The following is a 20,795-nucleotide window of genomic DNA, read 5'->3' as shown; positions in this document are numbered from 1 at the left end:
GAATAGGGCGATTCAATTTTGGATTTTGGATTTTAGATTTTGGATTAAATTTCAATTTAAAATCTAAAATCTAAAATTCTTACTTCCCATTCCCTAATTAACTGCTGGTTGTTGAGTATTCAAAGCTTGTAGCGCATCCCGCACTCGTTGATTGCGAATTTCACCAGCGTGGGTAACGCAAGCTGCATCAACGATGTCGTCGCTAAAGTCTACCTGTAAAGCTTTGTCTTTAATTAGCAGTTGAATCAACGATGTTACGTTCTTGGCATACAATTGGCTGGCATGAATTGGCATCGATGATGGGAGATTGATCGGGCCGATAATTGTTACACCGTTCCAGACAATATCTTTGCCGGGTTCGGTGCAGGCGCAGTTACCACCCTGGTCAGCAGCCAAATCCACAATTACTGAACCTGGTTTCATTTGTGCCACCATTTCTTCTGTAACTAGCCGTGGTGCTTGTCTTCCAGGTACTTGGGCGGTGGTAATTACAACATCAGAATTTTTGACGTGTTCGGCGACAACTTCTTGGGTACGTTGTTTGCTAGCTTCGGAAATTTCCTTGGCGTAACCGCCAGCAGCGACGGTTTCTTCGTCTAATTTGACTTCAACAAATTTTGCCCCTAAGCTTTGCACTTCTTCTTTAACGGCGGGACGGATATCAAAGGCTTCTACTACTGCTCCCAAACGTCTAGCGGTAGCGATCGCTTGCAATCCGGCGACACCAGCGCCCATAATAAATACTTTCGCTGGTGCGATCGTACCTGCGGCTGTGGTTAACATCGGGAAGTATTTCGGTAATGCAGCTGCGGCAATTAATACTGCTTTGTAACCTGCTAATGAAGCTTGCGAGGACAAAGCATCCATACTTTGCGCCCTGGTAGTACGGGGAATCATCTCCATACTCAAGGCTGTGACTTTCCGATTTGCTAGTTGCTGCGCTACAACGGGATTTCCCAAAGGATTGAGGAAACTAGCTAAAACAGCCCCTTCCTTTAACAAGTCAATTTCTGAGCGTCCATCTTCTCGTTCTTGCGGTGGACTGACTTTCAGTAAGATATCTGCTTCACCCCATAATTTGGCAGTATCGCTGATTATTGTAGCTCCTGCTGCTTCATAGTCAGGATCGCTGAAAAAAGATCGCTCTCCTGCGCCTGCTTCTACCCACACTTCCAAACCTTGTTTTACCAATCGGGCAACGGTGTCAGGAATTAATGCCACACGACGTTCACAAACTTCAATTTCTTTAGCAACTGCTATTCTCATGAAATCTCCTGAAGATAAATGCTTAATCCCTGCCAAGTAAGCGATTGTCCAGACGATGGGTGTCTCACGCTCATAGTACTTAGGCAGCAATATTAGCCATGAATTTTACTTGTAGATTGAACCTTGAATCTTTCCTCTCCCACTCTTAGCTCTTTAGGCAAAGCCTGACTTTGCCGCTTGCAGATGTCATATTTTCAGATAGTTGCAAACAGGGTTACGTATTGCACATCCTAAATTGATTCCCAAATTTTGCATCTTTATCTTCAGCTTGTTTTCGGGATTGAGAAATTTTGGTATTCCTTTCTTATAGAGTAATATTGACCGAATTTTGAAAGCTTGATAATTTCCAAATTAAATTTTAATGATTAGGACTTTGATTCCAACTCATTTTAATCAATTTATCTCAACTTAACTCGCGATCGCTGATGGTGCGGCTCAATTTTTATAACAAAATTATCAAATTTAGATACACTTATACATATTTAGAAATACAATCTAATCCCAACTGTGTTTTTATCTAGTTCAAATTTAGAGCAAATAAACTAATCAAATCAAGACTTTACAAGAAAATGAAGTAAATTTAATATCCTATATTGAATTTAATACTAAGTAATTTTACTAGCAATCAAACTTTGGGGGAAATGGCACTTTGTATTACAATTAAACGTCCATTGTCAGGAAGTCAGTAGTAAAGTTTAGTAAAGAATACTAACACACAGTTATTTTAGATAACAGATTTATCTTTTGGTAAGAGGAAGCCCGATTATGCGACGTTTACTTTCTGCTTTAGCCGTGACTAGCTTTTTGGTTACTGGATTACCAGCCCTGACTTGGGCACAAAGTTTACCTGGATTAACGCTGTTTAGCGGCATCAAAGGCGAGAATCAGCTGCCTTTTCGGTTAGATTTTGGTGGACAAGCTAATGGTTGGGATCGATACATATTGAGGATTCCAGCCCAAAAAATGAAATTGGCAGTTGGTCAATTTGCGATTACCTACCCCGATTATTACAAAGGAATTTTTGACCCGAAAAACATTGAAGTCCGAGTCAAAGACAAAGCCGTTAAGCTTTCGGAAGTGAAGTGGGACAAAGAAGGTAAGCTGATTAATATTTTTCCCGAAGAGCCGGTGCCAGCAGGTAGTAAGGTTGAGGTAGTCTTATCTAACGTACAAAACCCACCCTTCGGTGGAGTTTACTATTTTAACTGTCAAGTCCTCTCCCCTGGCGATGTGCCACTGCTGCGTTATTTGGGAACATGGATTTTGAGCATCAGTTAGGAGGAGGGAAGAGGCAAGGGAGCAGGGAGCAGGGGAGGCAGGGGAGGCAGGGGAAGAAAAACTATATATTATTATTGCCCAGTCCCTAATGGCCAATACCCTTCAAGAGTGTTAACTGCTGAGTACTGAGTGGGGGAGATGAAAGGACAAAGGGACAAGGGGAATTATTAAACAAGTCTTTCCTTTATCTACCCCCTCTTGCTTGTCTACCTTGTCTCTTCTCAATTCACAATTCCCTAAGAAAGTGATACAATTAGAGATTGTGAGTTTTTATAAAAATCACCTAAGAGGAGAAGAGTATGAAAAGAACACTGGGCGGTACTAGCCGTAAGAGAAAAAGAACTTCTGGTTTTCGGGCTAGGATGCGGACACCAGATGGGAGAAACGTGATTAGCGCTAGAAGAAAAAAAGGGCGTCACCGCCTGAGCGTTTAGGCAATATCAAGCTAAAAGAACATCTGTGGCTTTGCCCAAAGCAAATCGGCTAAAATCCCGAAAGGATTTCCAGGCAGTTTTCCGGGAGGGAATTCGGCGTCATGGCTCTTACTTAACATTGAGAGCCTTAAAGCCGTTATATTTAACAAAACCTTTTTTGGAAACTGCCACTCAGACTACACAAGCAACTGACTCAGCACATCTTGCCAGCACGCAGATTGGAATTTCCATAAGCACAAAAGTCAGCAAAAGGGCAGTAGTTCGCAATCGAATCAAGCGGCAAATTACTGCTGTCTTACACAATTTATTACCAAAATTATCACCAGGATGGCGGCTAGTGGTCATTGTCAAACCCACGGCAGCAGAATCTAAGTGCGTAAGCCCACAATTTCTGCAAGAATTAGAGCAGTTGTTGGCACAAGCTGAGGTGTTCGATGGGAATTCGTGAAGATGTTTATTATGAAGGTGGGCCCCACGTTGGGGATTTAATTATCAATCTGTTGATTGGGCTAACTGTTGTTGGCATACCATTAACAGTTGGGGCAATTGTCAGGGCATTGTGGCTGCGTTTTCGCATTACCGATCGCCGAATTACGGTGATCGGAGGTTGGCAAGGGCGCGATCGCACTGACGTAATTTATTCAGAAATTGTCAAAATCGTCAAAGTCCCCCGTGGACTTGGCTTTTGGGGAGATATGGCCATCACCCTAAAAAATGGCAGTCGTCTCGAATTACGTGCAGTTCCCAACTTTCGCGAAGTCTATGACTACATCAACGAAAGAATTGCCGCCAAAAATCCCGAATATGTCGCCGCTGCCAACAAGTGATGGATTAGGGAAGAAGCAAGGGAGCAAGGGAGAAGAGTTTTTCCCTCCGCACCCCGCACCCCGCCCCTCTGCCTCTTCTCAATGGCCAGTCCCCAATCCCCAGTCCCCATAATGTGCGGCTATCCGTAGCGAAAGATAGTCGCCGACAAATCATGTATTTAGATAAATTAGATTCAGTTTACAGTACCTCAGGTTTAATTCAGAATAATGGATTTTGGTATCGGCTTTCTCTCGAACAACGTGATGCTGCCAATCATAGATTTCTTCTATGGTATAGTGCCTAGCTACGGATTAGCGATCGTTGCTTTGACCTTGATAGTCCGCTTCGCGCTCTATCCCCTGAGTGCTGGCTCAATTCGCAATATGCGGAAAATGCGAATTGTACAACCTCTGATGCAGAAGCGGATGGCAGAAATCAAAGAGCGCTATAAGGATGAACCGCAAAAGCAGCAGGAGGAAATGGTCAATGTTCAAAAAGAATTTGGCAACCCCTTGGCAGGCTGTTTTCCATTGCTAGTGCAAATGCCGGTCTTATTAGCGCTGTTTGCGACTTTGCGGGGTTCACCTTTTGCAAGTGCAAGCTACAGCGTTAACCTGCAAATCCTTCCCGCAGAACAAATCGAACAAATTCAACCGCAAGCCTTTGCTACTGCTCCTCAAAATATTTACGTTGCCGATGGGGAACACGTTAAAGTAGCTGCCATCATTCCCAGCGGTACCAAACTAGCGGTGGGAGAACAAACCAAGATACAGTATCAGACTACTGAAGGCAAACCATTTCAGGTACTTTTAGCAGAACACCCAGAAAATAAGCTGATTCCTGATTGGAAAATTACCAAAGGTGAAGATAAGATAAAAATTGATGCCCAGGGCAATGTAGAAGCTTTACAACCGGGAGAAGTTAGTATTCAAGGAACAATTCCGGGATTAGCAGCAGAAAAAGGCTTTTTATTCATTGATGCTTTAGGCAGGGTTGGCGCACAAGATCCAGATGGCACAATCCATTGGGATATCGTCGCTATGATCGTCTTTTTTGGAATCAGCCTTTATGTTAGCCAAATGCTTTCTGGGCAAAATTCCAGTGGTGGTAATCCGCAGCAGGATACAGTTAACAAAATCACTCCCGTCATCTTTTCTGGGATGTTTTTATTCTTCCCTCTACCAGCTGGAGTGCTGATGTATATGGTGATTGGTAATATATTCCAAACCGCCCAAACTTATCTTCTCTCCCGCGAGCCTCTACCAGAAGAACTGCAAAAAATCGTGGAAACCCAGGAAAAAGAAGCCGCAGTTACAGAACAAAAGGCACTCCCATTTGAACCAAAAAGTGCCAAGAAAAAGGCTACAGGGGGATCATGAGCAACATTCCGATGCAGCGAGGTCAGCAGTGGTTAAAAACACTGCTAGAACTCACTGGAATACCATCTGAGATTCAGGGTCATTTAGAAACTGCCCAATCTCAAGAGGGCGATTCCCCGGAACCAGATAACTACTGGTTGACAATTGACCAAACTAATTTAACCTCAGAACAAATCCAGGTATTAATTGGTGCTGATGGTTCTGTGCTAGATGCGATTCAGTATCTAGCAAATTCGGTTCTAAACCTCAGTCAACCCCCAGAGGAACAAGCCTCTTACACCATTGAGTTGAATGGCTACCGCGTCAAAAGAGAAGCCGAAATTCGCGCATTAGCAGAAGCAGCAGCCGATGAAGTGCGCTTTTCTGGTAGAGAAGTGGAAATCAAATCTCTTAGTTCTGCTGAACGCCGCCAAGTCCATACCTTCTTGAAGGAATTTGGAGATTTAGAAACCTTCAGTCGCGGTAAAGAACCGCATCGTCATCTGGTTGTCCGTCCAGCTTCCTTGGAAGGAGTTGAGGGTTAAGAGTCGTTCAATTTTGGATTTTAGATTTTAGATTTTTTATTCAATCCAAAATCCAATTTGCGCTGTAAGCGCACCAAAGGTGCGACCCAAAATCTAAAATTGTCAGAGTTAGGAGTTAATTGAAAACTCATAACTATGTAATTTCAAAATTTCTCTTGTTCTTAAGAGAGAAAATAAAGATGTATTGTCAGTATAATTGCTGATAATGAAGATAAATTTTAGTGAGGATATCTCACGAATCCTATGGACGCAATTTATATTCCGCAGCTAACTCAAGCCCCGGAGCGGACAGAGGAAGTTCAGGTTAATGAATTTCTGCCTGGTCTGGAAACCTTGACGCCAGTTCGCGGTCACGTGCGCGTGCAGCATCATGGTAATTACTTGCAAGTGTCTAGTCAGGCAGAAACAATTATTACTTGTACCTGCAACCGCTGTTTGCAGCAATACAATCGACGTTTAGGGCTTGATACCAAAGAAATTATTTGGTTAGATGAAACTGCAAATCAGGCAAATGACTTGCCCTTAGAAAGGGAAGTAGTTATGGAAGAGTTGCTGGAAAGCTTACCGCCTGATGGTTATTTTTATCCCAACGAATGGCTGTATGAGCAGATGTGCTTGGCAGTACCACAACGGCAACTGTGCGATCGCAATTGTCCAGGTATTCCTGTAAGTAGTACTGTTGATAGTTCTGATAGTCCTGAAACTCCAGTTGATAACCGTTGGGCTTCTCTGGAAGCTTTGAAAAAGCAACTTCCAGGGTAGTAATTTGGTAATTTCTCAGACTGAAGTCTGCGCTTACACTAACTAAGCCTGTCTACACAGGCTTATTGTTTTATATTTTATTAAATAGTTATATAGCAATCCTATTTGATTTGTGAGAATTGCAACCCGCAGATCCCCGACTTCTTTAAGAAGTCGGGGATCTTGTTTCTCAATAGTACGAGCCAATAATAATTAAATAGTTTTTAGATTGTTCAAAGTATCTGACTGAGTTCTGTTGTAAGCAAAGTTTTTCTTAGGGTACAAACTGCGATTTTTGATTTCCGATAATTTACTGAGGACGGCATTTTTAGGCAGAGGTTAGGTTGAGTGAGAGCAATAGTTGGTATCTAAATATGACTGAGCGCTTATTGATTGGAGTTTTGGGTCATACAAATGCTGGTAAGAGCAAGACTTGGAACACACTGTTTGGAAGGATTGTTAAGACCGGCACACACCAACGTAAATTGCTGTTGTCTGATACAGAGTGGGTCAATGTCTTCCTTGTTAGTGGGTCGCCTGAAGAGCGGGAAACCTATGTCGGCAAGATTATCAACACCGAAAATCCACGTATTGTTCTTTGTTCGATGCAGTACATAAGCGATGTTACACAAACAATTAACTACTTCGCAGAGCGAGAATATCATTTATTTATTCATTGGCTAAATCCAGGCTTTCGTGATGATGCCAAAAGCGAAGATTATCTCAACCTGATTCCATACTTCGACCAACTTGGTTACATCCTAAATATAAAGGATGGTAAGGCAGATCCTACATCGCGTGTAAATGAAATCCGAGATTTTATACATGGGTGGGCTGGCGTAAGAGGTTTACTGAACGTAGCCCAACCAATTTGCCCACTCTAGACTCAAAAAATTTGCTGAACCCAAAACCAGCGATCACTTACTTTTAAGGAATATCTTACATACTTTAGTGATCGCACCGACAACCTCTGTAAACTTGGGGATAGCAGCCTGGAATTATCGCTTATCGGCCACGTCCGCCAGAGATTAAAATCTCTGACTCATAGCTAAAGTCCACTAAAGTGGACTAGAAACCTTAAGCAGTCTACTTTAGTGGACTTGGGCTATTAGTCCTGAACTTTAGTTCTGGGTGGGCAAGGGCACTAAGTAAGATTTGGGCTAACTGAAGATTCCCTGGTGTTATTAGTTTTTAGTTGTTAGAGGTGATACAAACCTGAACAATGAGAGAATAACCAATAACCACAGCCAAATATGAACTTCCGTGAAGAGTTTAAACTGCTGCTACGCGCCCGTTACCCCTTAATTTATATTCCCACATACGAGGAGGAGCGGGTAGAAGCAGCAATTCGGGAAGAAGCAACCAACCAGGGTAATCGCCCAGTGTATACCTGGGATTTTGTCGATGGCTATCAGGGAAACCCCAATGATGTTGGGTTTGGGCGGCGTAACCCGTTGCAAGCTTTAGAATTCATCGAAAAATTACCAGCTTCCGCACCTGCGGTCTTAATTCTCCGAGATTATCATCGCTTTTTAGATGATGTAGCGATCGCTCGCAAACTCCGCAATCTGTCCCGACTCCTCAAGTCGCAACCAAAAAATATTGTCCTACTTTCGCCACGCATCGCCATTCCTGACGACTTAACGGAAGTGCTGACAGTCGTCGAGTTTCCCTTACCCGCCGCCCCAGAAATTAAAACTGAGGTAGAACGCTTGCTGCAAAGTACTAGTAACTCCCTTTCTGGCAAAGTTTTAGATGACTTAGTACACTCTTGTCAAGGGCTTTCGATGGAACGAATTCGCCGGGTTTTGGCAAAAGCGATCGCAACCCACGGTGAATTGCAACCAGAAGACGTGGATCTGGTTTTGGAAGAAAAGCGCCAAACTATCCGCCAAACCCAAATCCTGGACTTCTACCCCGTCACTGAGCAAATTTCTGATATTGGCGGACTGGATAACTTGAAAGACTGGCTGATTCGTCGGGGAGGCTCATTTACAGATAAGGCGCGACAGTACGGATTACCGCACCCCCGTGGTTTAATGTTGGTGGGTATTCAGGGAACTGGTAAATCGTTAACAGCAAAAGCGATCGCTCATCACTGGCATTTACCCTTACTACGTCTGGATGTGGGCAGATTATTTGGTGGTTTGGTGGGTGAATCAGAATCTCGGACTCGCCAAATGATCCAAGTCGCTGAAGCCCTTGCCCCCTGTATTTTGTGGATTGATGAAATAGATAAAGCCTTTGCCGGACTTGGTAGCAAAGGGGATGCCGGAACAGCCAGCCGTGTGTTTGGTACTTTTATTACCTGGCTAGCCGAAAAAAGCTCACCCGTGTTTGTCGTCGCCACCGCCAATGACATCCAAGCCTTACCGCCAGAAATGCTCCGTAAGGGGCGATTTGATGAAATTTTCTTTGTGGGTTTGCCCACTCAAGAAGAGAGAAAAGCAATTTATGATGTTCATTTATCCCGACTGCGCCCCCATAACTTGAAAAGTTATGACATCGACAGGCTAGCTTATGAGACGCCTGATTTTTCTGGGGCAGAGATTGAGCAAACTTTAATTGAAGCGATGCATATTGGATTCAGCCAAAACCGCGACTTTGCTAACGACGATATTTTAGAAGCAGCAAGTCAGATCATACCCTTGGCGCGAACTGCTGTAGAGCAAATTCAGCAACTCCAAGAATGGGCGGCTTCTGGGAGAGCGCGTTTAGCATCGAAACACAGTCCTTTAAGCGAACGCCTCCGCCGGACTACGTGATAGAAGAAAGTTCGGTACTGGGTATTGGGTACTGGGTACTGGGAAAAAGTTTTTTAAAATTATGGTAGTGCGTAAAAGCCCTCACCATAGTTTTAAGGGTTTGGCACTTAATCCCTAATCCCCAATCCCCAGTCCCCAGACCCTTTTACATTCGGTCGATGTCTATTCAGCCATAGCTACAATAATGAGTTAGTCAAAAGCCCATAGCCAATAGTTAATGATGAATTATTATGGACTATTGATTCTTATCGGCTGGGTTACTTGCTGTAACCCTTGAGAGCCTAGTTTAACGCCATTCCTCTCAATGGGAGGAAAATACGCAGATAAATTGCTCTCCTTCACCCTTAACTCTTGATAATTAGGTTTTAATTATGTTGTCTGGCTTCACAAAGTTTATATTGGGGTTTTTCTTAGCGATCGCTGTGTTAGTCGGTAGCGGCGTTGCAGTTGCACTCTACTTCATGAATCGCACTGGTGTACCCCCTGCCAAACCCGTTTTTTCTAACGATAGTCCCTCGGTGAAAGCTCAAGCTCCAAAAGCAACTGAGCCTAGAGGAGGTAAACCCACCCTAACACCTGGGAATCAGGCTCAATCGTCTCCAAGTCCAACCCCTACTCCTACAGAATCACCAAAGGCTACGCCATCGCCAAAACCATTGCCAGCAGGAGCTTATCGAGGGCGTGTGAGTTGGGCTGAAGGTTTGAGTTTGCGATCGCAACCAAATCAAGAAGCTGAAAAGATTGGTGGGGTTGCTTTTAATCAAAAAATTATTATTTTGGAAGAAAGCGACGACAAATCTTGGCAAAAGATCCGTTTGGAAGGTAGCGAACAAGAAGGTTGGGTAAAAGCAGGTAATACTGAAAAAATTGATGGAAAAGTTGATGGACAATAGTCTAAAAAATCACAAATGTCTACTCAATACCTTTATCTAGCTCTAATTTTGATTGTTTCCCCAGAAAAGAGGAAGTATTTATCAAGGTATCAAAAGGAGTAATTTAAGCATTAGGTTGAATATCATCCCCAATTCAATGGAAGACTAGATCCACTATTTATCTGCGTTGGTCATGCTCAAAGCCCAAATGGGTATAGTAAAAATTTTGTCAGGTAAATAGAAAACCAGCCTTGCTTTACATTGGTTATTATTCACTTTACAGCAGTTTGTGTATCATAATTAACCTGGGGATTTCATCGTAAAGAATCATACTAAAAACAAGCATAATACAGAGAAGGTGGTATAATATTATTTAGCCATGACTTGAAAAAAGCAAGTGAAAACAGGGTTAGATAGCTATTTAACTGAGATCGCCTTGGAATATGAGGCATCTGAAAGCGTCAGGGTTGTTCCTACCGTAGCTAATTTCAAATTTTTGAATTGGAAAAATTTATCTAGCAGTGCGGCGATACGTTTTTTATCTGTGGCACTGATTACGGGGCTCCTGAGTATTGCTGGGCAAGCTTTAGCACTTCAGAAAATAGGAAGTAATGGGCCTGAAGTTAGCAGCAGCCAGAGGTGTTTAAAACAATTAGGCTACTTTAACGGCCCAGTGAGTGGCAAGTTTGCTAGCTTGACTCAAAACGCTGTGATCAAATTCCAGCAAGCCAATAGAATACCTGCTGATGGAGTTGTAGGTATTAGTACTCAACGAGCTTTGCAACGAGCATGTCAGAGTATAACTTCTAATCGCACATTGCTTAGGCGCAGCCCAATCCAGGCATCGCCAGTTGGTCAATATCCTACTCTCTCTCAAGGCAAAACTGGTGCAGCAGTAACAAGATTGCAACAACGTCTACGACAGTTAGGCTACTTTAATGCTAATCCCACCGGGAATTTTGGACGAATTACTAAAGATGCTGTAATTGCATTCCAGCGGAACTATCGCATACCTGCTAGCGGCATTGTCAATCGACAAACTTGGAACGCATTAGCTGGTTCCTCTCCAACTCCAGCTAGAACGAGTCTCTCTACTCAACAAGTGAGAGAACTCCAAGTGCGTTTGCGGCAGCTAGGTTATTTAAATGCTAATGCCACTGGGAATGTTGGCCCAATGACTAGAGAAGCTGTAATTGCATTCCAACGAAATAACCGTCTACCTGTTGATGGCATCGCCAATGCCCAAGTATTAGACTCAGTACGTAGAGCCTCTACAGGTGGTACTCAACAATCGGGCAGAGATTATCTAACTTTAGGCGATCGCGGTGAGAATGTCAGATTAGTTCAAGAGCGTTTAGGGCAATTGGGTTTCTCTAACACTAACCCTGATGGAATTTTCAACGATTACACCAGACAATCTGTGATTGCATTCCAGCAATCTTCTCGAATTAATTCGACTGGAAATGTAGATTGGGAAACTTGGGAAGCGTTGGGGTTGAATAACTCAAATGCAGGTAATTATACTGAAAATAATCGCTATGCATTACCTCCTACTAATGAATATGTAGTGCCTGTTACCAATGGCAACACGTTAGTTGCTAATAATCCTTACAGAGTCATAATTCCAATTTCCAATAATGATACTCTGAGTAAAGTGCAGCAATATATACCCAATGCTATAGCAGAGCAATCTAGTCTAGGGGATTATGTGAATGCTGGAGCATTTAGCGATCGCACCCAAGCAGAAACGCTAACGAAAAAGCTCCGCTCATTAGGTATTGATGCACGGGTAAAATTCAATTGAAGAAGAATATAGAATTCAGAATTCAGAATTCAGAATCAAGAGTCTGGTTATTCAGACCTTACTATCTAAAAATTACGTATCACTAAATTTTCAATCACGCGCGAGTGTTTCACCGTTTGTCGGGGTTCCACTGAGCGCTGACGCCCAAGAATAACAATTGTATAGAATTCCATTCTGAATTCTGACTCCTGACTCCTGAATTCTTAAATTGACAAACTCAACTGCGAACCTTCTTGAGTTTTATTGACTTCAATCCTGGCTTGGAAGGCTTCTTTGAGGTGGGGCATGTGGGTAACAGTGAGAATGCAGGCAAAATCGGAGGCGATCGCATTAATCGCGGCAATCAAGCGATCGCATCCTTCAGCATCTTGTGTACCAAAACCCTCATCTACAATCAGCAATTGCAACGCCGCCCCCGCCCGTTGCGCTAATAATTTTGCCAAAGCTAAACGGATGGCAAAGTTAATTCTAAAGGCTTCCCCACCAGAGTAAGTTTCATAAGCTCGTGTTCCTCTAGAATCAGCGATTAAAATATCTAAGGTGTCTATCAGCTTGGCATTTTTCTTGGTTGATTTAGCACTGCGCCCAGCTTTTTGAGTAATAAATTGTACATGAAACTGATTCCCACTCAACCGCGAAAGTAGTTGATTTGTCTCAGCTTCGAGCTGCGGTAATACATTCTCAATCATCAGTGCTTGGATACCATTTTTACCAAATGCTTGCGCTAATTCCTGATAAACACGATATTCCTGCTTGCAGGATTGTAATTGCTGCTGCTGTTGATCATATTGGATTTGCAGCGTTTCTAGTTGATGCGCCAGCTGTTCTAAACGCCCTAACTTTGTAATTTGCTCATCGAGTTGCCGTCTGCGGATTGCTAACTGCTGCTCTAAAGCTTGAATTTGGGCAGATGGGTTAGCTGTTGCTTGTAGTTGCTGAATAAGGCTTTCAATTTGTCCGCCGAGTTTTTGCCGCTCGGTTAATCTGGCGCTTTTGGATTCCCCTAACTCTTGCAATCTCGTCTGGAGTTGCGGATATTGCTGCTGGGCTGATAGCAGTTGTTGATACCGCAAATGCCAAGATTGAGCTTTCTTTGCAGCTATACGCAAACTGTTGTGCTGCTCGGAACTGTAGCCAATTTCGGCAATGTGACGCTCAAGAGCGGCGATTTGTTTAGCACATTCAGAATCAATCTGATCTTGCTGGATTCTGGTTTGTAATTGAGCAATACTCGCTTGTAATTCTGGTTTTCGGGCTAATAGTTGCGCTTGTCGCTTAGTTGCATCTTTAATTTGCCCTTGTTTAATTTCTGCCCATCGCCACCGCTCAACTTCGCTCCGCGCCAGGGCGTGGTCTTGTTCATTATAATTAGCTTGTTGCAGATATTGTTCTAGCTGCCGGAGTTCGGCTTGTTTATCGGGAGCGTAATCACCAGCTTGGAGCGATCGCTCTAAATGCTGTTTTTCCGCAGCAATTTGTTGTAACTGTTGTTGCACATCAGTTGTCGCTTCTAACTGGGCTGCCAACTGTCCCCGGTGTTCGCGTAAACCGTCGTAGCCCGCCAATTGTTGGGATATATCGCGATATTCTTGCCTAAGTACCTGAATTTCTCGGTCAGACACAGCCATTTGTTCTCGCACTACCCAAAACTGCCCTTGAGTATCCTCTAACTCACTTTGGGTTTTTTCCACCACCCGACTCCAGTGATGTTCGTCCAGTGGACGCTCACATAATGGACAAAGTGCTTCAGGATTTTGGAGCATTTGCAATTTCTGCTCTAATTCTCCCAGCAGTTTTTCATAATCCCGTTGATGAGCTTGCAGACGTTCGATAAAGTGCCGCCTTTCTTGCCCTTTTTCTTGGACTCGTTGCAGATAAACCCGCTTTTTCTCCAATTCTTCAATCTGAATTGCCACATCCATCACCGCTTGTTGTAGTTGCGGTTGGCGGCCGTGCTGGCGTTGCAATTGATTCTCAGTACTTTGGAGTTGTTCGAGCCGCGCTACTAAACCAGCATGAGTACGATCAAGTTGGCTTTGTAAAGTTGCTCGTTGTTGCAACAAGGGAGTCACTTGCATTTGCAGTTGATCTAGACGAGCAACATGGTGACGGGCTGCGGTTAGTTGTGACAAAGCGGCTTCTACTTCACCCGATTTGGTGAGAGTTTGTTGAATGTCTCGCTCTTGTTGCTGCAAAGCTTCCAGCTGCGCTTGGGCTTGTTGTAGTTGCCGTTCGATTTCGTGAATTTGTTTGGTAAGCTGTTGTTGCTTTTGTTGGCGAGTTTGCCCAGCGCGGGTGTGTTCTTCAAATTTGACAGCAAAGGCTTCTTCTTGAGATTGTAAACTTTGATATTGGGCGTATCCAGCTTTAATCTCAGCTTCTTGGTGTAATATTTTTTCTAAATCTGATAGCTGAGAGCCAATAGCAGATTGTTCTTGTTGGAGGCGATCGCAATCTTGGGTAAGATTTTGGTATTGTTGCTTTACAAAATTGAGTTGTTGTTCCCAATTTTGGCGCTGGTGCTGGACAACTTGCAAACTCTGCAACTGAATATTATCAAAAGCTTGTACCTGTTGCAGTTGGTTGAGTTCGGCTTCTAACTCCACTCTTTGCGCTTGGGTGATTTCGCGTTGTTGCAGCTGAATTTTGATCGACTCCAAAGAACGCTCTAACTCTACTGCCCTTGCTTTAAATTGGCGAGAAGATTCTTTAGCCCGTTCTTCTAAATCATCATACTGATTGAGTTTCAACAACTCCGCTAAAATTTCTTTGCGTTCTGTGGGACGCTTGAGCATGAATTCATCTGCACGACCTTGACGTAAGTAGGCAGAATTAATAAATGTATCGTAATCGAGCTTGATGTGTTCTAAAATCAAATCTTGGGTTGCTCTTACCCCTTTGCCAGTGAGTGAGCGAAACCCAGATGGTATTTCTATTTGAAATTCAAGGACACTAGTACCTCCCCGAATTCGGGTGCGAATCACCCGATATTTTTGCTGGTTACTTTGGAAAGTAAAATCAACCCGAACTTCTTTCGCACCAGAATAAATGACATCATCTTCAGCAGTGGCGCGGCTTTCACCCCAAATTGCCCAAGTGATTGCTTCTAAAAGAGAAGATTTACCCGCACCATTGGAACCACAAATACAAGCCGTATGCAAACCACCAAAATCTAAAGTTGCATCACGGTAACTGAGGAAGTTTTTGAGGATAAGTTGTACTGGGATCATTCACGCTATAGCGCCACATCTACTTTTAATAATTAACAGTACAGATGCACTGTTTGTTAGTTTAGCTATCTAGATATCAGGTTTCTAGTCTTGAAGACATCAATTTTACAAAAATTTACAATATGATGAGTGAATTTTTCTTGTTGCATGAAAAAGTTTTACTGTCTTCGGAGAAAAATGAAACTCTCCAGGAGGCTTTTGTTATTTCTTTCTGTTGTCTAAGAAGAAAACATTCTTTTTTGATTTGTGAGAATTGAAAGTTACAGATCCCCGACTTTTTTGAGAAGTCGGGGATCTTGTCTCTTAAGAATTATTTAGGATTGTTATAGCCCACATTCCGCAGCCTTAACTGTCAGCCTGAGTTTTCACGTTATATGGAAAAGCCAACGATTGACCTAACCCCCTTCCCGACGCGCAGGGTGATTTCAGACAACGAGAGAAAAATAATAATGATTTGTAGAGGGTGGAGAAAAATGGATAACTAACAAGTATGAATCTCGTCGCACAATTGCAGCAAGTCCTACAAACTGCGTAATAGCTTATTGATTTTGCTGAGACGGTAATATGATAAACTACTGTAATTTGATAGAGATACAGTATAAAATATTAGCAAAAGTTGGTCATACTTCTTCCTACAACGCAAGGCAGAAAATATTACAAAAGGTCTATGCCAGACAAATCAGGCTTCATCTTGCGGCTGTCTGTGCTGTTGTTGCTGGGGATTGTCCTAGTCAACATGGTATCAGGCTGGGCGATCGCACTCCCAAGCGTTTTTCCTACTGGAACAACTCTCTACGACCCTAAGCAAGCCTACAGCAGCTACGTATTGTTCAGCGCTCCCGACGGGAACACTCATCTGATAGATATGAACGGGAACGAAGTTCACCACTGGAACAAGTTCGGTTTCCCAGCGGAAATGATCGACCCGACCCAGAACGGCGGTGTAAAAGGGCATATCCTGGTTCAACTCAAAAACGCTTCCTCCCCGTTCGGCAACATCTTTGCCAATCAGGAGGTGGGTGAACTCGATTGGAAAGGCGCAGTGGTCTGGCGCTACGGGAATCAAGCTCTCGGTAAAAACGTGCGTCAAAATCATGACATCAATCGTCTGCCCAACGGCAATACGCTCCTGGTTACTACGGTTGACCACATTGTTGCAGGGGTCAGCAATCGACCCATTGCCGATCAACAAATTGTCGAAGTCTCTCATGATGGACAGGTGGCATGGAACTGGACGGTTGGAGATCATCTTGATGAATTTGGCATTACTGACCAAGGGCGGAATCTGCTGCGTCAGTTATATCAAGAAGGCGATCGTGGATTTGGATTTTTGACTATCAACGATATGCAGGCGATCGGGCCGAATCGATGGTTTGACGCTGGAGATCAGCGTTTTGCCCCAGATAACATTGTGATTGACTCCCGCGAAGCCAGCTTTATTGCCATCATCGATAAACAAACGGGCAAAATTGTCTGGCGACTCGGCCCGGATTACTGGAGTGGCGCTGACAAGGCAAAGAAGTCTGTTGCGAGTGCTTCTGCTGTGACCAGACTCAGCCTTGCTATCCCCCGACCTGTGGATCAAACCAGTGGACAGCACGATGCCCACATTATTTCCCAGGGCTTGCCTGGTGCTGGAAATCTTCTGGTTTTTGACAATGAGGGGCCTTCGGGGTTTCCGCCCAATCCACTGAGTTTGCAAGTGGGTTCGCGAATTCTGGAGATTGACCCTCAACAGAAAACCATCGTCTGGCAGTACAGCGGCATCGATTCAGGCCAACCTCCCTGGGGTTTCTACAGCTCGTTCATCTCCAGCGCTCGACGGCTCCCCAATGGGAATACGCTAATTGACGAGGGTATGAACGGACGTTTTTTTCAGGTGACTCCATCCGGTGAAATTGTATGGGAGTACATCAATCCCTACAATGGTCGCCAGAACATTGGTTTTGACCGAGAAGTTTCAACCAATTGGGTCTACAGGGCGCAGCCGATTCCCTACGACTGGGTACCAGACGGGACTCCACATCAGGAAGATGCGATCGCCCCCCAAAGAAATAACCCCAATCACCCCATTTAAGCACTGATGCAAAACTGCCCAAGCTGTTAGCCACAGCAGCTTGCTCATTCAAGCGAGGATAATCACATAAACCAAATCACTGCCACTGATAAGTGTTCGTTGTAGACGTTGCCTTTTCCGCGACACTTAAAGAAGAATTTATAGACTAGTCCTAATAATCACTCAAAATCCCACGGCTTTTTATGAAAACGAGCGATCGCAGGGGCATATCGCCAGATAAACAATCATAGCCGTGGGATAAATTACCACTCTGTAGGTTATGAAAGCGCTGGTACTGCTTCCAAATTGTCGGCTTTCTTCTTCAAGATGGTTGGTAATTCGCTACTGAAGGCCTCACCTTCAACCACTTGCGATCGGAAACCATCGGGCCCAACTGGAACGTCACCTGTGATGGTAGTGCGATAAAGTACACGCTCAACTTCCACGTGATCCAAATCTTGAGGGGCCAAATGCGAGGTGGCGCGGTTATCCCAGAAGGCAATGTCTCCGTTGTTCCAACGGAAGCGGGTAGTGTAGGCAGGCTTGGTGATCTGGTTAAAGAACAACTCAAGCAGCAGGTCACTCTCTTGTCGTGATACGTCAAGAATGTGCGAGGTGAAGCCAGGGTTAACATACAATGCGCGCTCACCAGTCTCAGGATGAACCCGAACTACTGGATGGATTGAAACCAACGGATTGGCTGCAATGCGCTGGGCAATCTTGCTGTTGCTGGGCAAATTCAAACGTGCATTGAAGCGATGTTCGGCTTTCAATGTGTCTGCAAGCGCCCGTAGGGGTGCTGACAGACCCTCGTAGGCTGCAACTAAATTTGTCCACTGTGTATCACCACCGAAGTTGGGTACGTTCACCGCACGCAAAATCGATGCAGCAGGTGGGTTGACAACTGCTGTCACATCGGTGTGCCAACGGCTTTCGTAGCTGGAACGGCGTAGACCATTCCGCCGCTCGTAACGACTGCGGTCAATGGGTAAAATTTCTGAAAAGCCTTCAATCGGCTCATCTTCATGGGGATGTGCGTAAGTTACTTCGCCGAAACGAGCCGTAAATGCAATCTGTGCAGCATGATCGATGTTTTGACCGCGAAAGAATACGACTTTCCACTTCAACAGTGCTTGACGAATTTCTTTGACTGCATCATCGTGCAAAGGGCGCGACAAATCTACGCCGCTAATTTCAGCACCGATGAAACCTGCTACTTGTTTGACTTCAATGTGTTTGTTGCTCATGTCAATTCTCCAGAGTTTGATCGATATGGACGGTGTTCGCACTCGTCGGTTTACTGTGGTACGTTGCTTGTATTCAAATGGCTACATACCAAAGGAAGCGATCGCAGTTCAAAATACTGTCATACGGCAAATCTATCAATTTACCGTAGTATATAACTAGCATATTTTAGCCTGCTAGAACAATACTTGATTGTATTCGGGTAAAGGCAAGTTTAAATAGACTCACAAGCACTAATTCAGACTTACCGCACTAGTAGTACAAAGCTGGACATCGCTATATTTGGGCACTTATTACCGTAAGGCAGAATTAAAAATTAATACAGGCTAAACGTTTCATTGATTTGGAATAGGTGGTTTATTTTTGAAAAAACTCAGTACACCTCATATATATTCGCTTGTGTCCTGTTCCCTCTTCGCAGTTAAGAGTTAAGAGTTCCCTATCCTACGCAAGTAAGTTCAGGAATCAAATTTGACTCCTATAGCATCTTTGTGTTGCTTGCTACTCGCAGGCAGGTTGATAGTATTTTTATATAAACTTTATGAAATATTTTTATTTTCAACACAAGTATTTCATGTCTTGATTAATTTATACTATACGATGACAGGTAAACAATTATATTTATTATGGTATTTTGTTGTCAAAAGCTGCAAAGTCCTTGAAACTCATTCTATAAAAATAGGAGATTTTTATTTCTCTGGCGATAAACAATAATAAAATTTTGCCACCGTTTATTAAGGCTTTGAGGATATTAAAAACTACATGAAAAAGCAATTGTCACATAGCTGGGTCATTTCTAAATCTGGGTTACGTTTTTTAATCATTATTCTATTAGTAACAGGCGTATTTTTTCGCTTCACTAATCTTGACAAAAAACTTTATTGGGGTGATGAAGTTTTTTCATCTTTACGCATATCTGGCTATATGCAGTCAGAAATGAAGGAGAAGTTAGACAATGGTAACTTGTTAAGCATAGAAGATTTGCATAAATACCAGTACCCCAATCCTGAAAAAAACGCAATTGATACACTTAAAGGGGTTGTTTTAGAAGACTCGCAGATTTTGCCATTATACATCTTGCTGGCCCGATTTTGGGTAGAGTGCTTTGGCAATTCTGTAGCAGTGACGAGAAGTTTTTCGGCATTCCTGAGTCTGCTCACCTTTCCTTGTATTTATTGGCTATGTAGAGAATTATTTAAGTCTTCACTAGTAGGGTGGGTAGCCATTGCGTTGGTAGCGGTTTCACCTATTCATGTGGTGTATGCACAAGAAGCGCGAGCATACAGTTTATGGATAGTAGCCATCTTAATATCGAGCGTAGCACTGTTGCGAGCTATACGCCTGAAAACAAAGGTTAGTTGGTGCATTTATACAGCAACATTGGTACTAGGGTTTTATTCTCATGTGTTTTTTACTTTGGTTGCTTTTGCCCAGGGAATTTATGTACTTACAATTGAACGTTTCCGATTGAGTAAAACGTCAATTTATTATCTGATATCATCGCTGACAGGTTTTATAACTTTTGTACCTTGGATTTGGATTATTTATACCAATCCTCAGCCAGCAGCAGTAGCTTGGACAAATGCAAAACAAACATTACTTGGGTCAATTGAAAGGTGGGCTGGCATCTTTAGTCGGACGTTTCTTGATTTCGGTATTAGCCCTATCGATCTAGGAAAACTTCAGATTGTCTTGATTCCTTTCATTTTAATTATTTTTGCTCTAATCAGCTACTCAATTTATGTTCTCTGTCGAAGAACATCTAAAGAAGTTTGGTTATTTGTCTTAACCTTGATTGGGTCTGTAGTGCTTCCCCTACTAATAACGGATTTCATCTTTCAAAAGCGATACGCTACTAGTCGATATACACTTCCCTCTGTTTTAGGTATAGAGTTGGCTGTTGCTTACCTACTTACCACTAAAATCACGTCTATTTCTCCTAAAGTTTGGAAAAAACAGCTTTGGTCACTTGTAGCGTTCATGGTAATTACGGGCGGAGTTGTCTCTTGTATATACCACTCTCAAGCCCAGATTTGGTGGAACCAATTCCCTGAAAAATACCAAGAATTTCCTAAAATTGCTAATATTATTAGTCAAGGTAATAAACCCCTGATAATTAGTGATGAGAAAAATATACTTCCACCAATACAAATACTTGGTCACTTAGTTGATTCAAAAGTGCAATTTCAAATTGTCAAAGAAAATCAGTTACCAGAAATTACTGAGGGCTTTACTGACATATTTGTGTTCTTGTTCGAGCCATCTGACTTCTTAAAAGCTGGAATTGAAAAAATTTATAACTCAAAGTTACAGCAGGTAGACAATTTTCTCTGGAAAATAACAAAGCCTAATTAAACCAAAGATAAGGGTTCATCTAGCGTTTACCAGACTAGA

Annotated in this window: 17 protein-coding genes; 14 read left to right on the top strand and 3 right to left on the bottom strand. The window is 43.1% G+C overall.

Annotated features, from left to right (window positions below):
• Nucleotides 1-93 precede the first annotated feature (93 nt).
• The gene (locus V7L31_RS18490; RefSeq protein ID WP_334697821.1) at nucleotides 94-1,266 is read right to left on the bottom strand and encodes a Re/Si-specific NAD(P)(+) transhydrogenase subunit alpha; all 1,173 of its coding nucleotides are present in this window, start codon (nucleotides 1,264-1,266) and stop codon (nucleotides 94-96) included.
• A gap of 765 nt (nucleotides 1,267-2,031) precedes the next feature.
• Between V7L31_RS18490 and V7L31_RS18485 the strand changes: the two genes are divergently transcribed.
• The 11 genes from V7L31_RS18485 to V7L31_RS18435 all read left to right on the top strand — a co-directional run bounded on the left by V7L31_RS18485 (nucleotide 2,032) and on the right by V7L31_RS18435 (nucleotide 11,870).
• A complete protein-coding gene (locus V7L31_RS18485; protein ID WP_334697585.1) occupies nucleotides 2,032-2,544 on the top strand; it encodes a DUF2808 domain-containing protein in 513 nt (170 codons plus the stop codon).
• A gap of 299 nt (nucleotides 2,545-2,843) precedes the next feature.
• The gene (gene rpmH, locus V7L31_RS18480) at nucleotides 2,844-2,978 is read left to right on the top strand and encodes a 50S ribosomal protein L34 (protein WP_099102484.1); all 135 of its coding nucleotides are present in this window, start codon (nucleotides 2,844-2,846) and stop codon (nucleotides 2,976-2,978) included.
• A 25-nt stretch (nucleotides 2,979-3,003) separates the two neighbouring features.
• Entirely contained in the window at nucleotides 3,004-3,426 is a 423-nt protein-coding gene (gene rnpA, locus V7L31_RS18475; RefSeq protein ID WP_334697584.1) for a ribonuclease P protein component, read from the top strand.
• On the top strand, nucleotides 3,413-3,805 hold the full coding sequence (locus V7L31_RS18470) for a PH domain-containing protein (protein WP_179066406.1): 393 nt from the start codon (nucleotides 3,413-3,415) through the stop codon (nucleotides 3,803-3,805). The genes rnpA and V7L31_RS18470 overlap by 14 nt, the downstream gene beginning before the upstream one ends.
• A gap of 207 nt (nucleotides 3,806-4,012) precedes the next feature.
• Nucleotides 4,013-5,164, top strand: a complete 1,152-nt coding sequence (yidC, locus tag V7L31_RS18465; RefSeq protein WP_334697583.1) for a membrane protein insertase YidC — start codon at nucleotides 4,013-4,015, stop codon at nucleotides 5,162-5,164.
• On the top strand, nucleotides 5,161-5,688 hold the full coding sequence (locus V7L31_RS18460) for a Jag family protein (protein ID WP_334697582.1): 528 nt from the start codon (nucleotides 5,161-5,163) through the stop codon (nucleotides 5,686-5,688). The genes yidC and V7L31_RS18460 overlap by 4 nt, the downstream gene beginning before the upstream one ends.
• Nucleotides 5,689-5,931: 243 nt before the next feature.
• A complete protein-coding gene (locus V7L31_RS18455) occupies nucleotides 5,932-6,450 on the top strand; it encodes a YceD family protein (RefSeq protein ID WP_334697581.1) in 519 nt (172 codons plus the stop codon).
• 353 nt (nucleotides 6,451-6,803) lie between these two features.
• Nucleotides 6,804-7,313 (top strand): hypothetical protein, encoded by a 510-nt coding sequence (locus V7L31_RS18450; RefSeq protein WP_334697580.1) that lies wholly within the window; start codon nucleotides 6,804-6,806, stop codon nucleotides 7,311-7,313.
• A 369-nt stretch (nucleotides 7,314-7,682) separates the two neighbouring features.
• Entirely contained in the window at nucleotides 7,683-9,194 is a 1,512-nt protein-coding gene (locus V7L31_RS18445) for an AAA family ATPase (protein ID WP_334697579.1), read from the top strand.
• A gap of 371 nt (nucleotides 9,195-9,565) precedes the next feature.
• Nucleotides 9,566-10,087 carry an SH3 domain-containing protein gene (locus V7L31_RS18440; protein WP_334697578.1) on the top strand — a complete coding sequence of 174 codons (522 nt, stop codon included), beginning with the start codon at nucleotides 9,566-9,568 and terminating at the stop codon, nucleotides 10,085-10,087.
• Between the two features lie 376 nt (nucleotides 10,088-10,463).
• A complete protein-coding gene (locus tag V7L31_RS18435; RefSeq protein WP_334697577.1) occupies nucleotides 10,464-11,870 on the top strand; it encodes a peptidoglycan-binding protein in 1,407 nt (468 codons plus the stop codon).
• A gap of 203 nt (nucleotides 11,871-12,073) precedes the next feature.
• Here the strand turns inward: V7L31_RS18435 and V7L31_RS18430 are convergent, their stop codons facing one another.
• The gene (locus V7L31_RS18430) at nucleotides 12,074-15,100 is read right to left on the bottom strand and encodes an SMC family ATPase (RefSeq protein WP_334697576.1); all 3,027 of its coding nucleotides are present in this window, start codon (nucleotides 15,098-15,100) and stop codon (nucleotides 12,074-12,076) included.
• Nucleotides 15,101-15,767: 667 nt separating this feature from the next.
• Here V7L31_RS18430 and V7L31_RS18425 point away from each other — a divergent pair.
• Nucleotides 15,768-17,177: an aryl-sulfate sulfotransferase gene (locus tag V7L31_RS18425; protein WP_334697575.1), complete on the top strand. Its 1,410-nt coding sequence runs from the start codon at nucleotides 15,768-15,770 to the stop codon at nucleotides 17,175-17,177.
• 257 nt (nucleotides 17,178-17,434) lie between these two features.
• On the opposite strand, the gene V7L31_RS18420 is transcribed toward V7L31_RS18425, so the two are convergent.
• Nucleotides 17,435-18,403: a TauD/TfdA dioxygenase family protein gene (locus tag V7L31_RS18420; protein ID WP_334697574.1), complete on the bottom strand. Its 969-nt coding sequence runs from the start codon at nucleotides 18,401-18,403 to the stop codon at nucleotides 17,435-17,437.
• Between V7L31_RS18420 and V7L31_RS18415 the strand changes: the two genes are divergently transcribed.
• Both V7L31_RS18415 and V7L31_RS18410 read left to right on the top strand, forming a co-directional pair.
• Complete coding sequence (locus V7L31_RS18415) at nucleotides 18,402-18,563, top strand: hypothetical protein (protein ID WP_334697573.1); 162 nt, start codon at nucleotides 18,402-18,404, stop codon at nucleotides 18,561-18,563. The genes V7L31_RS18420 and V7L31_RS18415 overlap by 2 nt on opposite strands.
• 600 nt (nucleotides 18,564-19,163) lie before the next feature.
• Complete coding sequence (locus V7L31_RS18410; protein ID WP_334697572.1) at nucleotides 19,164-20,756, top strand: glycosyltransferase family 39 protein; 1,593 nt, start codon at nucleotides 19,164-19,166, stop codon at nucleotides 20,754-20,756.
• Nucleotides 20,757-20,795: the final 39 nt, after the last annotated feature.

Origin of the sequence: Nostoc sp. (genome assembly GCF_036916655.1) — a bacterium.
GTDB lineage: Bacteria > Cyanobacteriota > Cyanobacteriia > Cyanobacteriales > Nostocaceae > Nostoc.
The sequence above is the reverse complement of the archived record's forward strand: the minus strand, read 5'-3'. Positions and strand labels throughout refer to the sequence as shown.